The organism is Roseateles asaccharophilus (assembly GCF_004362405.1).
Taxonomy (GTDB): Bacteria; Pseudomonadota; Gammaproteobacteria; order Burkholderiales; family Burkholderiaceae_C; genus Kinneretia; species Kinneretia asaccharophila.
The window spans coordinates 213,757-226,773 of record NZ_SNXE01000008.1 but is presented as its reverse complement, the minus strand read 5'-3'; the positions used below and the strand labels follow the sequence as shown (position 1 = coordinate 226,773).

At 68.4% G+C, this 13,017-nt stretch carries 11 protein-coding genes; 7 read left to right on the top strand and 4 right to left on the bottom strand.

The window, feature by feature from the left end:
• Nucleotides 1-13 precede the first annotated feature (13 nt).
• On the bottom strand, nucleotides 14-1,864 hold the full coding sequence (locus DFR39_RS16405; protein ID WP_246030873.1) for an O-linked N-acetylglucosamine transferase, SPINDLY family protein: 1,851 nt from the start codon (nucleotides 1,862-1,864) through the stop codon (nucleotides 14-16).
• Nucleotides 1,865-2,159: 295 nt separating this feature from the next.
• On the opposite strand from DFR39_RS16405, the gene DFR39_RS16400 reads away from it, so the two are divergent.
• The 4 genes from DFR39_RS16400 (at nucleotide 2,160) to DFR39_RS16385 (ending at nucleotide 4,843) form a co-directional block, all read left to right on the top strand.
• Nucleotides 2,160-2,573: a hypothetical protein gene (locus DFR39_RS16400; protein ID WP_133604895.1), complete on the top strand. Its 414-nt coding sequence runs from the start codon at nucleotides 2,160-2,162 to the stop codon at nucleotides 2,571-2,573.
• Between the two features lie 133 nt (nucleotides 2,574-2,706).
• A complete protein-coding gene (locus DFR39_RS16395; RefSeq protein ID WP_133604893.1) occupies nucleotides 2,707-3,714 on the top strand; it encodes a D-2-hydroxyacid dehydrogenase family protein in 1,008 nt (335 codons plus the stop codon).
• Complete coding sequence (locus DFR39_RS16390) at nucleotides 3,711-4,292, top strand: chromate transporter (protein ID WP_133604892.1); 582 nt, start codon at nucleotides 3,711-3,713, stop codon at nucleotides 4,290-4,292. The genes DFR39_RS16395 and DFR39_RS16390 overlap by 4 nt, the downstream gene beginning before the upstream one ends.
• Nucleotides 4,292-4,843: a chromate transporter gene (locus DFR39_RS16385; RefSeq protein ID WP_133604936.1), complete on the top strand. Its 552-nt coding sequence runs from the start codon at nucleotides 4,292-4,294 to the stop codon at nucleotides 4,841-4,843. Before DFR39_RS16390 ends, DFR39_RS16385 begins: the two co-directional genes overlap by 1 nt.
• A gap of 90 nt (nucleotides 4,844-4,933) precedes the next feature.
• Here the strand turns inward: DFR39_RS16385 and upp are convergent, their stop codons facing one another.
• From upp to DFR39_RS16370, 3 genes are read right to left on the bottom strand one after another with little or no spacing between them, the layout of a single operon-like run.
• The gene (gene upp, locus DFR39_RS16380) at nucleotides 4,934-5,566 is read right to left on the bottom strand and encodes a uracil phosphoribosyltransferase (protein ID WP_133604890.1); all 633 of its coding nucleotides are present in this window, start codon (nucleotides 5,564-5,566) and stop codon (nucleotides 4,934-4,936) included.
• A gap of 42 nt (nucleotides 5,567-5,608) precedes the next feature.
• Complete coding sequence (gene rlmB / locus DFR39_RS16375) at nucleotides 5,609-6,355, bottom strand: 23S rRNA (guanosine(2251)-2'-O)-methyltransferase RlmB (protein ID WP_133604888.1); 747 nt, start codon at nucleotides 6,353-6,355, stop codon at nucleotides 5,609-5,611.
• Nucleotides 6,352-7,077: an acetyltransferase domain-containing protein gene (locus tag DFR39_RS16370; protein WP_211343892.1), complete on the bottom strand. Its 726-nt coding sequence runs from the start codon at nucleotides 7,075-7,077 to the stop codon at nucleotides 6,352-6,354. Before DFR39_RS16370 ends, rlmB begins: the two co-directional genes overlap by 4 nt.
• A gap of 28 nt (nucleotides 7,078-7,105) precedes the next feature.
• On the opposite strand from DFR39_RS16370, the gene DFR39_RS16365 reads away from it, so the two are divergent.
• From DFR39_RS16365 to DFR39_RS16355, 3 genes are all read left to right on the top strand, one after another.
• A complete protein-coding gene (locus DFR39_RS16365; protein WP_133604884.1) occupies nucleotides 7,106-8,179 on the top strand; it encodes a S1C family serine protease in 1,074 nt (357 codons plus the stop codon).
• Nucleotides 8,180-8,222: 43 nt separating this feature from the next.
• Nucleotides 8,223-10,205, top strand: coding sequence for a peptidase U32 family protein (locus DFR39_RS16360; RefSeq protein WP_133604882.1), 1,983 nt, complete (start codon nucleotides 8,223-8,225; stop codon nucleotides 10,203-10,205).
• Between the two features lie 78 nt (nucleotides 10,206-10,283).
• On the top strand, nucleotides 10,284-12,980 hold the full coding sequence (locus DFR39_RS16355) for a PAS domain S-box protein (protein ID WP_133604881.1): 2,697 nt from the start codon (nucleotides 10,284-10,286) through the stop codon (nucleotides 12,978-12,980).
• The last annotated feature ends 37 nt before the right edge of the window (nucleotides 12,981-13,017 follow it).

Here is a 13,017-nt window from a genome sequence, read left to right as displayed (position 1 = left end):
GTCCTAGCAGGGCTCAGCGGGCCGCATCGCGCAGCGGCAGGGCCAGATCCAAAAGCTTGTCTTCCAGCTCGCGCACAAAACCCGGGATGTCAAACAGCAGCGAGCTGCGACCATATTCGCTCAGGAAACGCTTGTAGGACGCCGCGCGCGCCGGGTTCTGGCCAATTTGTATGGCGCGCTGCTCATATTCCTGCAGGGAATGCGTGATCAGATCGGGCAGGCCCACGTGGGTGAGCAGGCTGCCGGCCATGCGCGAGATATGGGTGCGGCCCGAATAGGTGAGTATGGGTGTGCCCATCCAGAGGCAGTCGCTGGCCGTGGTGCCGGCATTGAAGGGGAAGGTGTCCAGCACCAGATCGGCCAGCTGGAAGCGCGCCAGATACTCCGGCGGCGCCACGCGCGGCGCGAAGATCAGGCGTTCGGGGGCAATGCCATGCTTTTGCGCACGCATCAGCATATTGGTGCGGCACCACTCATTGTCCGCCAGCAGCCACAGCACACTGCCGGGCACCTGACCCAGGATGCGCATCCAGCTGTCGAAGACCGGCTCGGTGAACTTGTGGTTGTTGTTGAAGGAGCAGAAGACGAAAGCATCCTCCGGCAGCTGGTAACGGGCGCGGCTGGGCTTGGGTGCCACCTCGCGCTGGCGGTCGCTGACCTGGTAGCAATGCTCCAGATAGATGGGCCGCTCGGTGCAGTAAGGCAGATAGTCCTCGGGCATCACAAAGCGGTCAGCAATGATCCAGTCCACGCCGGGAATAGCCGTGGTCGCGGGCAGGCCCAGATAGCTCACCTGCACCGGCGCCGGGCGGTAAGCCAGGATATTGGGGCGGGCGCCGCTGGTCAGGCCCTGCAGATCGATCAGCACATCGATGCCGGCCTGGGCAATGGCCCGGGCGGCGGTCTCGTCATCCACGCCCACCAGGCGGGTGACCGAGTCCATGCCTCGCAGAATGCGCGCGCGCAGCGGCGTGCCGTCCTCGCGGCTCCAGCAGAAGGCGTGCGCCTCCACCCGCGAGCGGTCATGCAGCTCAAAGAGCTCGGCGGTCAGCATGCCCACGGCATGCATGCACAGATCGCCCGAGAGGTAGCCGATGCGCAGCTTGCCTTCACGCTTGGCCGGGCCGAAACGGCGGTGGAAGGGCTTGTCCTTGTACTTCACCACCTTCTCGGAGACGAAACGCTGGGCCGAGAGCAGCTGCAAGGCCGGATCGTCCGAGAGGCCCAGCATGGCCAGCAAGGAGGTGCTGGTGAGCAGCTGGTTCAGGGTGACCTCACCGACCGGCTGGTAGACGGGCCACTCGCACTGTTTCTGGCGAATATGCACATAGTGCTGCAGCACATCGCTCTGGTCGGCGCGCAGCAGCAGGCTCTGGCGCATCACCGCCTCGGATTCGGCATAGCGGCGCTCCTGCTCCAGCAGACGCGCCATATTGCGCAGGGCATGCAGGCGCAGCTCCAGAGGATCGGCGCCCACGGGGTCTCCCACCTGATCGGGCTCCCCCACGCTGCGCCAGGCCTGCAGGGCTTCTTCCTTGCGCCCGAGCTGCTCGAGCTGATGGCCCAGATTGAGCCTGGCCTGCAAAAAGTCGGGCTTGTAGGCCAAAGCCCGGCGGTAAGCCACCTCGGCGCGCGCGTGCTCGCTCATGGCCGAGAGCACGGTACCCAGGTTGTACAGGGCCACGATCCGCAGCGGACTTTCCTCGCCCTCGACCCACTGCTCGTACAGGGCCGCGGCGGCAGCGGGCTGCCCCTGAGCCTGAAGCTGAGCGGCCGCTGCCATCAGCTCGCCCAGATCCATGCGGCGCGCCGGCAGCGCATCGGCCTGGGAAAGTTGCTGGGCGCTGGGTTGTGACATGTCCATGACAAGGCAGCCACGGGCTGCGTGGCAAGGGTTTGCAGGGATGTTAGGACGCATCCCGGGCCTGGGGCCGGGAAATAGGCGGGGAATCCGGCCGCTTTTCCCCTCCCCTTCCTCTCGCGACCCGCCCCTGGGAGCAGCGGCTGCCGCAACAGGAATCTGGGCCCGGTTCAGGTCCTTTTTCAAGCCTTGAAGCAGGGGCGGCCTGTCCACAATCGGGGCCAAGAGTGTGAGAAGAGAGCCGCGCGTCGGGGCTGGAGGAGGCTGCGACGCGGGGATGACAAGAACAGCGCAAGCCATGCTGAATCTGATTGCTCGTTGGAAACGGTCCCGTTCCTTTGCGCCCACGGCCCCTGCGGCCGGCGTGAGCGCGACCCGACCTCCCGACTCCCTGCTGCAGAACCTGCTGCGCTGGCTTCCCGGGGAGAAGACACCCTGGCATGTGCGCGCCGAAGACCCGGCTCTGCTGCCCCTGCTGCGCAGCGAGTTTGAGCGTTGTCTGGGCGGCGTGGATGTCCCCCAGGAGCTGATGCGCAGCATCAGGCGCGCCCGTCGCGTGGATGACTTCTGGCATCTGCGCGGCTGGCTCTATACCGAGGTGGCACGCGCCCACGATCAGCAGGAGGCCGAACAGCGCCTGGCTCGTCTGAACCTGCACTTCACCGACCCCGTCGACACCTTCTTCCTGGTCGGGCCCGTGCGTCGCCAGTAAGGGCCAGCACCCGCTAGGCCAGCGGTTCGGGGACCGGCGTGCGCGCACAGCGCACCGGGCGCTCGCCAAGCTGCGGCAGACCCCGAGGCCGGCGTACGTCAACGCAAGGCAGAATCCGGCTCCGGAAGACGCCATGAACATCATCATCCTCGACGATTACCAGGATGCGGTGCGCAAGCTGCGCTGCGCCGCCAAGCTGGAAGCCCTGAACGCCAAGGTCTACACCAACACCGTCAAGGGCACGGGCCAGCTGGCCGTGCGGCTGCGCGACGCCGAGGTGCTGGTCCTGATCCGGGAGCGCACCCAGTTTCCGCGCCAACTGCTGGAGAAGCTGCCCAAACTCAAGCTGATCTCGCAGACCGGGCGCGTGGGCAGTCATATCGATATCGAGGCATGCACCCGGCTGGGCATTGCCGTGGCCGAGGGCGTGGGCTCGCCCCATGCGCCTGCGGAGCTGACCTGGGCCCTGATCATGGCCTCCATGCGCCGCCTGCCTCAGTACATCGGCAATCTCAAGCATGGGGCCTGGCAGCAGTCGGGGCTCAAGGCCCAGTCCATGCCGCCCAATTTCGGGCTGGGCATGGTGCTGCGAGGCAAGACCCTGGGCATCTGGGGCTACGGCAAGATCGGCCGCCTCGTGGCCGGCTACGGCCGCGCCTTCGGCATGCAGGTGCAGGTCTGGGGCAGCGAGGCCTCGCGTCTGGCCGCCCAGAGCGACGGCTATCTGGCAGCCGAGAGTCGTGAGGCCTTCTTCCAGAGCAGCGATGTGCTGAGCCTGCATCTACGCCTGTGTGAGGCCACGCGAGGCATCGTCACGCCCGAGGACCTGGCCCGCATGAAGCCCACGGCCCTCTTCGTCAACACCTCGCGCGCCGAGTTGCTGGCCGATGGCGCCCTGGTCTCGGCGCTCAACCGGGGGCGGCCCGGCATGGCGGCCATCGATGTGTTCGAGAGCGAGCCCATCTTGCAAGGCCACCCCCTGCTGCGTCTGGAGAACGCGGTCTGCACCCCGCATATCGGCTATGTGGAGCAGGACAGCTACGAGCTCTACTTTGATGCGGCGTTTGACAATGTGCTCAATTTCATACGAGGTGAGCCCAGCCGCATCGTCAACCCGGAAGCGTTGAAGGTTCTGCGGTGAGCGAAGCGCGGCCCGCGCCCGAGTCGCTGTCTGCCCTGTTCTGGGCCTTCAACCGCCTGGCCCTGCAGGGCTTCGGCGGCGTGCTGGCCGTGGCCCAGCGGGAGTTGGTCGAGCGTCTGGGCTGGCTCAGCCGCGATGACTTTCTGGAGATGCTGGCCATCGGCCAGGTGCTGCCCGGGCCCAATATCGTCAATCTCTCGCTGATGATTGGCGACCGCTTCTTCGGCCTGCGCGGTGCCCTGACCGCCCTGGCCGGCATGCTGGCGATTCCCTGTGTCATCGTGCTGGCCCTGGCCTCGCTCTCCGGCGCACTGCTGGAGTACGAGCGCATGGCGGGCGCCTTGCGCGGCATGGGCGCCGTGGCGGCCGGCCTGGTCCTGGCCACCGGGCTCAAGCTCCTGCCCTCCCTCAGGCACAACCCGGTCGGGCGCGCCTGGGCCCTGCTGCTGGCCCTGGGCGCCTTTGCGGCCGTGGCCCTGGCGCGGTTGCCCCTGATCTGGGTGGTGCTGGGCCTGAGCGGATTGGGCATGGCCCTGGCCCTGTGGCGCCTGCGTACCCGCGAGGGCGGCGACCGATGATGGGCGACACCCTGAGCGCCGCGCAGTACGCGGATCTCTTCCTGCGCTACCTGCTGCTGTCCCTGCTTTCCATCGGCGGCGCGATCACCACGGCACCCGAAATGCACCGCTACCTGGTGGGCCAGCAGGGCTGGCTGAGCGACAGCCAGTTCACCAGCTCCATCGCCCTGGCCCAGGCCGCACCAGGGCCCAACATCCTGTTTGTGGCCGTGCTGGGCTGGAACGCCGCCGGACCGCTGGGCGCCCTGATCACCATGCTGGGCATCATGCTGCCCTCCACCACCCTGGTGCTGGCGGCGACACGCTGGGCGCGGGAGAACAAGCAGACCCTGGGCGTGCGCGCCTTCACCGCCGGCATGGCGCCCCTGACCCTGGGCCTGCTGCTGGCCACCGGCTGGCTGCTGGCCGTGCCCTATGTCTCGGACCCCGGCCATCGCTGGGCCACCCTGGCCCTGATGGCGCTCACCGTGGCGCTGGTGCTCAAGACCCGCATCGGCCTGGTCTGGCTGGTGTTGGGCGGGGGTGTGCTGGGAGCGCTGGGGGTGGTTTGAAACGCCCCGAACTTCGAAAGAGGGCTGAGACAGCCCAGTGGGCAGCGCCCCGAACTTCGAAAGAGGGCTGAGACAGCCCACTGGGCTGTCTCAGCCCTCTTTCGTCCCGAAGATCTTGTCGCCGGCGTCGCCCAGGCCGGGGATGATGTAGCCGTTTTCGTTGAGATGGCTGTCGATCGCCGCGGTCCAGCAACGCACATCCGGGTGGGCCTTGGCAAGGGCCGCCACACCTTCGGGCGCGGCCACCAGCACCAGGGCACGGATGTCCTTGCAACCACGGGCCTTGAGCAGGTCCACGGTGGCGATCATGGAGCCGGCCGTGGCCAGCATGGGATCGATGATCAGGGCCGTGCGCTCGCCCAGATGCCCGACGAACTTGTCGAAATAGTTCACCGGCTGCAGGGTCTCGTGGTCCCGGGCCAGGCCCACCACGCTGACCTTGGCATTGGGCATCATGTCCAGCACACCGTCCAGCATGCCCAGACCGGCGCGCAGGATGGGCACCACCGTGACCTTGCGGCCCGCGATCTGCTCCACCTCGACCGGGCCGCACCAGCCCTCGATGGTGGTCTTCTCCAGCGGGAAGTCGGCCGTGGCCTCATAGGCCAGCAGGCGCGCTACCTCTCCGGTCAGCTCACGGAACTTCTTGGTAGAGATGTCGGCCTCGCGCATGAGACCGATCTTGTGCTTCACCAGGGGATGTTTGACTTCGATGACGGCCATGCTGGACTCGGCTTGTAGTGAGGTTGTTGTGAGGGGGCGGGATTATCCGCGCTGACGCAGGGCCTCGTAGAGGCATACGGCGGCGGCCACCGAGACATTGAGGCTCTCCACCGCGCCCTTCATGGGGATGCGCACCAGCTCATCGCAGGTCTTGGCCGTGAGCTGGCGCATGCCCGAGCCCTCGGCGCCCAGCACCAGGGCCACGGGGCCCTTGAGGTCCAGGTCGTAGATGGACTTCTCAGCCTGGTCCGAGGTGCCCACCACCCAGACATTGCGCTCCTTGAGCTCCTTCAGGCTGCGCGCCAGATTGGTGACCATCAGATAGGGCACGGTCTCGGCCGCACCGCTGGCCACCTTGGCCACGGTGGCGTTCAGCCCCACGGCATGGTCCTTGGGCGCCACCACGGCATGCGCGCCGGCCCCGTCGGCCACGCGCAGGCAGGCGCCCAGATTGTGGGGATCGGTCACACCGTCCAGCACCAGGATCAGGGGCGTGTCCTCAGCGGACTCCACATCCTCCAGCACCTCGTCCAGGGTGCGGGCCTGGCTCACGGCCGAGACCCGGGCCACCACGCCCTGGTGGCGGTGGGTGCCGCACAGGGCCTTGAGGCGCTCGTCATCGCTGTCCAGCAGCTTGGCGCCGGCTTCCTTGGCCCGCTCGACGAACTGCCGCATGCGCTGGTCGCGGCGGCTAGCGTCGATATGGATCTCGCTGATGGAGTCGGGCGCGGTCTTCAGCCGCACGGTGACGGCATGGAAACCGAAAAGTACTTTGTTGGCGCTGCTCATGCCCCTATTGTCGCCTGCCGGAACAGCCACAGGCCGCCGATCAGCAGGGGCTGGTGCAGCATGTAGAAGCTCAGCGACCAACGCCCCAGCACGGCCAGCGGCCTCAGACTCGGCACGATGCCCCCCGCCAGCCAGGCCGGACGCCAGCGCGCCAGGGCATAGCCCCAGAGCATCACGCCCAGCCAGGGCAGGACGGGCACATAGTCCTCGGTCACCGGTCGGCGCGTCACCAGGCCCACCCAGTTGCTCCAGCGTGCGTCAAAAAACGGGTGGGCCGCGAACTGGGGCAGCAGCACCAGCAACAGGCCCAGGGGCCAGAGCGCGGCCAGGGGCAGGCGCGGGCCCAGGGCGCGCAGCAGGATCAGCATCAGGGCCATGCCGTGCAGCACGCCAAAGCTGATGTAGCTGCGCGGAAAGACCAGCCAGGAGCCCAGGCTCACCAGCACCGCGCAGCCCGCCACCTGGGCCCAGCGCCGCCAGAAGCGCGCCCAGGGCTGGCCGGCCGCCAGCGCGCAGGCCTGGCCGGCCCCGGCACAGAGCAGGAAGAGGCTGACGATGGCGGTGCGCTGCTGCAGCCAGAAGGGGTCGCGGTAGAAGTCCCAGCCGGCATAGCGGAACCAGGCCAGGTCGAAGCAGAAATGGAAGACCGCCATCCAGAGCACGGCGAAGCCGCGCAGCGCGTCCAGGCGTTCATGGCGGGAGCCAGGGTCAGGTCTTATCATCGGGCCGCAGTCTAAGGCTACGCCCATCATGCGCCGTCTTCCCACCCTCACGCTCTTCCTCGGCCTGGCCCTCGCGCTGGGCACGGCCGCCCAGGCCCAACAGCCGCGCCCGGTCACGCCGCGCGGCCCGCTGGAGGCCGCCGAGCTCAACCACATCCGCGTGTTCAAGCGGGCCTCGCCCTCGGTGGTGCACATCACCACCCTGGCCTACCAGCGCGACTTCTTCTCGCTCAATGTCTCCGAGGTGCCGCGCGGCACCGGCAGCGGTTTCATCTGGGACGAGGCCGGCCATATCGTCACCAACTTCCATGTGATCCAGGGCGCCAATGCCGCCAAGGTCACCCTGGCCGACCAGAGCAGCTACGAGGCCGAGCTGGTGGGCGCCTTCGAGGACCGCGATCTGGCCGTGCTGCGCATCAAGGCGCCGCGCGACAAGCTCGCCCCCATTCCGCTCGGCGCCAGCCGCGATCTGCAGGTGGGCCAGCAGGTCTATGCCATTGGCAACCCCTTTGGCCTGGATCAGACCCTGACCACGGGCATCGTCTCCGCCCTGAACCGCGAGATCGAGTCCATGAACCGCCGCACCATCCGCGGCGCCGTTCAGACCGACGCGGCCATCAATCCCGGCAACTCCGGCGGCCCCCTGCTGGACTCGGCCGGCCGCCTGATCGGCGTCAACACCTCCATCTACAGCCCCAGCGGGGCCAGCGCCGGCATCGGCTTTGCCATCCCCGTGGACGAGGTCAACCGCGTGGTGCCACGCCTGATCAAGGATGGCCGCTTCATCCGCCCCGCCCTTGGCGTGACCGCCGGCAGCGCCCAGCTGGCCCAGGCCCTGCGCCTGCCCAAGGGCGTGGCCCTGGTGGGCGTGAGCGAGGGCGGGCCAGCCGACCGCGCCGGGCTCAAGCCCTTCAGGCGCGACCGCAGCGGCCGCATCCTGGCCGGCGATGTGATCACCGCGGTGGACGGCCAGGCCGTGGCCGATCTGGACGATATGCTGACCCTGCTGGAAAACCGCCAGGTGGGCGAGAAGGTGACGCTCACGGTCTGGAACGGCGGCAAGAGCCGCCAGATCGCCGCCACCCTGGGCAGCAGCGACTGAAGACCCGCTGCAACCGGGATCGCATCGATAAAATCCCGGGGCCATGAGCGCCTCCCCCAAGCACCTGGAACTGCTGGCTCCGGCCCGCACCGCCGACATCGGCATTGCCGCCATCAACCACGGCGCAGACGCCGTCTATATCGGGGGGCCGGCCTTCGGCGCCCGCCACAACGCCAGCAATGAGCTGGCCGATATCGAACGCCTGACCCGCCATGCCCACCGCTATGGCGCGCGCATCTTCATCACGCTCAACACCATCCTGCGTGATGACGAGCTGGAGGGCGCCCGCCGCCTGGCCTGGCAGGTGTATGAGGCCGGCGCCGATGCCCTGATCGTGCAGGACATGGGCCTGCTGGAGCTGGACCTGCCGCCCATCCAGCTGCATGCCAGCACCCAGTGCGATATCCGGACGCCGGAGAAGGCGCGCTTTCTGCAGGACGCCGGCTTCTCCCAGGTGGTGGTGGCGCGCGAGCTCACCCTGCCCCAGATCCGCGCCGTGGCCGACAGCCTGGACGGCGCGGTGCTGGAGTTCTTTGTGCACGGCGCCCTGTGCGTGGCCTACAGCGGCCAGTGCTTCATCAGCCATGCCCACACCGGGCGCAGCGCCAACCGCGGCGACTGCTCCCAGGCCTGCCGCCTGCCCTACGAGGTGGTGGACAGCCAGGGCCGCATCGTGGCGCACCAAAAGCATGTGCTCTCGATGAAGGACAACGACCAGAGCGCCAATCTGCGCGCCCTGATCGATGCCGGCGTGCGCAGCTTCAAGATCGAGGGCCGCTACAAGGACATGGCCTATGTGAAGAACATCACCGGCCACTACCGCCGCCTGCTGGACGAGGTGCTGGACGAGCGCCCCGGCCTGGCCCGCGCCTCCAGCGGCCGCAGCACGCTCTTCTTCACGCCGGATCCCGAGCGCAGCTTCAACCGCGGCAGCACCGACTACTTCGTCAACGGCCGCAAGGACGATATCGGCGCCTTCGACACGCCCAAGCATGCCGGCCTGCCCTTGGGCTGGGTCAGCAAGGTGGCGGCCGACCATTTCGAGCTGGAGCTGGCCGAGGGTGTGGGCGCGCTGAACAATGGCGACGCCCTCACCTACTTCGACCTGCAAAAGGAGCTGGTGGGCCTGCGGGTGAACGTGGCGGAGCCCCTGGGCGGTGCGCGTTGGCGGGCCTGGCCCAATGAGGCCCTGGACACGCTCAAGGACCTGCGCCGCGGCGCCGAGCTCTCGCGCAACCGCGACATGGCCTGGGACCGCATGATCGAGAGCGAGCGCACCGCCGAGCGCCGCATCGCCGCGGATCTGATGCTGCTGGAAACGCCCGAGGGCCTGGCCCTGCAGCTGCAGGACGAGGATGGTCATGCCGCCTATGTGGAGCTGGTCCATGCCCACCAGGACGCTCGCGACGCGGCCAAGGCCGAGGCCGCGGTGCACGAGGCCCTGGGCAAGCTGGGCAACACCGTGTTTGCGGCCCGCGAGATCAGCCTGCAGCCCCTGCGCGCCGGCCGGCCCGGCTTCTGGCCCGCCTCGGTGCTCAATCAGCTGCGCCGCGAGGGCATCGCGGCCCTGGAGCAGGCCCGCACCCAGGCCTGGACCCGGCTGCCGCGCGCCCGGCCCGTGGAGCCGCCCGCGCCCTACCCCGAAGACACACTGAGCTATCTGGCCAATGTCTACAACCAGGCCGCCTTCCGTTTCTATGTGAAGCATGGCGTCAAGGTGGTGGACGCAGCCTACGAGAGCCAGGAGGAGCTGGGCGAGGTGAGTCTGATGATCACCAAGCACTGCGTGCGCTTCTCGCTCTCGCTCTGCCCCAAGCAGGCCAAGGGTGTGACCGGCGTGCAGGGCACGGTGCGCGCCGAGCCCATGCAGCTGATCAATGGCAAGGAGAAGCTGACCCTGCGCTTTGACTGCAAACCCTGCGAGATGCATGTGGTGGGCAAGATCAAGAAGAGCGTGCTCAAGGAAAGCGTCGGCGTGCCCATGCAGTTCTACCGCAAGCGACCCGTACCCGGCGTGCAAGCCTGAGGCCTTCCAGGCCGCTGCCCCTGGGGTTGAAGGGGTGCCAAACTGCGACGGCCTTGTGGTACTGTGGAACGGAGCCTCATGGACCCCCACCCCGCCCTGCCGCCGCCTCTGTCCGCCGCCCCGCCCGCCCCTGCCCGGCCCGCCGCGCTCAAGGGGCCGGCCTTGTGGCTGGTCTACTGGCCCGTCTGGCTCTGCCTGCTGCTGAGTCTGGCACTGGGCCTCTGGCTGCAAGACCAGGAGCAGATCAGCCGCGCCCTCGATGAGCGCCGCCAGGTGGAACAGCGCCTGACCGCGCTGCGCGACCGCCTGGAGGCCACCGGCCAATCCACCTTCGCGCCCACCCTGAGCCTGAGCACCATGATCCAGGTGGATGGCGGTCTGAACGAGCAGCGCTTCGAGCTCATGCTGCAACGCACCATGCCCCTGCTGCCGCATCTGCGCAGTGTGGTGGCCGCCCCCGATGATGTAGCCCGCCATGTCTACCCGCGCTCGGGCAATGAGGCGGTGCTCAACCTGGACTACCGCAGCGTGCCGGCCCAGTGGGCCCAGGTCGAGGAGGCCCGGCGCCTGCGCCAGCCCCTGCTGCGCGCCCCGGTGAACCTGGTGCAGGGGGGCCAGGGCGTGATTCAACGCAGCCCCGTCTTCCTTCGTGACGAGCGTGGCGAGCCGCGCTACTGGGGCGTGGTCTCCGTGGTCGCCGATCTGCAGCGATTCATCGCAGCCGCCGGCCTGCCCCATGAGGCGGGGCTGGAGATGGCCCTGCATGCCAGCCAGGGTGAGGGCCGTCCCGGCGCCCTGATCTGGGGCTCGACCGAGCTGCAGCGCCTGCCCGCGGCGGAACGCGTGATCCTGACCGCCCGGCTGCCCGGCGCCGACTGGCTGCTGCTCGCTCGCCCCCAGGCCGGCTGGGGCGGCGACGCAGGGCTCAGCACCAGCCTGCTGGCCCTGTGGGGCGGCTGTGCGCTGGTCACCCTGCTGGTGGGTCTGCTGACCCGCATGTGGCGGGCCCAGTGCCGGGATAACGAAGCCCTGAGCCGCGAGGTCGAGCAAGGCCGGCTGATGCGGGCCGAGCTGGAGGAATCGCAATCGCGCTTTCGCACTCTGGCGGCCCTGGCCAGCGACTGGGTCTGGGAGCAGGATGCCGACTTGCGCTTCACCTACATCTCCCGCGTGGCCGAAGAGGCCACCAACACCTCCTCCGATCTGGTGCTGGGCTTCAAGCGCTGGGAGTCCCCCGTCCTGGTGCCCGGCACGGACTGGGAGGCCCACAAGCGCAGCCTGGAGCGCCGCGAGACCTTCAAGGATTTCGAGTACGCGCAGATCGCGGCAGACGGCCGCAAGCGCTACCTGAGCGTCTCCGGCGCCCCCTTCTTCGATGCCGAGGGCAGTTTCCGCGGCTACCGCGGCACGGGGCGCGACATCACGGTGCAGCGCCAGGCCGACGCAGAGCTCCAGGCGGCTCGCGACGGGCTGCAGGCGGTGCTGGATGCCGCGACGGAAGTCGCCATCATCGCCACCGATGCGCAGGACCGCATCACCGTCTTCAACCGCGGAGCCGAACGCATGCTGGGCTACCGGTCCGAGGAGGTGATGGGGCGCAGCCCCAAGGCCTGGCATCTCCCCGAGGAGATTGAGGCCCGCGCCGCGGCGCTGAGCCGTGATCTGGGGCGCCCGATCGACAAGAGCGATGCCTTTGCTGCCCGTGCGCTGCTGGAGGGCAGCGACACGCAGATCTGGACCATGGTTCGCCAGGACGGCAGCCGGCTCGAAGTGTCCCTGAGCGTCAGCGTGGTGTACTCGCGCCGGGGGGAGTTGATCGGTTTCCTCGGTGTGGCCCGGGACATCAGCGCCCAACTGCAGGCCGAGCGTGGGCTGCGCGCGCTCAATGCGGAGCTGGAGTCGCGCGTGACGGCCCGTGCCGCGGAGCTGGCCCAGACCCGTGACACCTTGCAGCATGCGCAGACCGAGTTGCTGCGCGCCGAGCGCATGGCGGCCCTGGGCTCCCTGGTCGCCGGCGTGGCTCATGAACTCAACACCCCGCTGGGCAATTGCCTGACCACGGCCTCCACCCTGGAAAGCCGCAGCCGTGAGATTGCGGCCCAGCTCGCGGCCGGCAATATGCGGCGCTCCACCCTGGAGGCCTACCTCAACGACACGGCCGTGGCGAACGGCATTCTGCTGCGCGGCCTGAACAGCGCCTGCGCCCTGGTGCAGCACTTCAAGCAGCTCTCCGTGGACCAGACCAGCGAGCAGCGTCGCCGCTTTGCCCTGCACGATGTGGTGGGCGATGTGCTGGGGCTGGCCCATGCGCGCTGGAAGACCACCCCCTACCGCATCGTGACCGAGTTGCGGCCCCTGCCTCAGGAACTGGACAGCTACCCGGGTCCTCTGGGCCAAGTGCTGTCCAACCTGCTTCAGAACGCCCTGGTACATGCGTTTGAAGGGCGAGCCGAGGGCCAGCTGCGCATTGCGGCGCGCCCCCTGGACGATCAGCAGCTGGAGCTGCTGGTCGAGGACGATGGCCTGGGCATGAGCGAAGAGGTGCGTCGTCGTGCCTTCGACCCCTTCTTCACCACCAAGCTGGGTCGCGGCGGCACCGGACTGGGGCTGAACATCGTCTACAACATCGTCAACGATGTGCTGGGCGGACGGCTGGAACTGCTCGAACGCCCGGGTGGCGGGACCCGGTTTGTGATCATCCTGCCTTATGCGGCCCCGGTGCTGCAAACCCCGTCCGGCGACACTGCGAGCGCCCGCCGCCCAGGCGCCGCCTAGGGTCAAGTCCATACCGCCACATCGTGTGGCGCCTTGG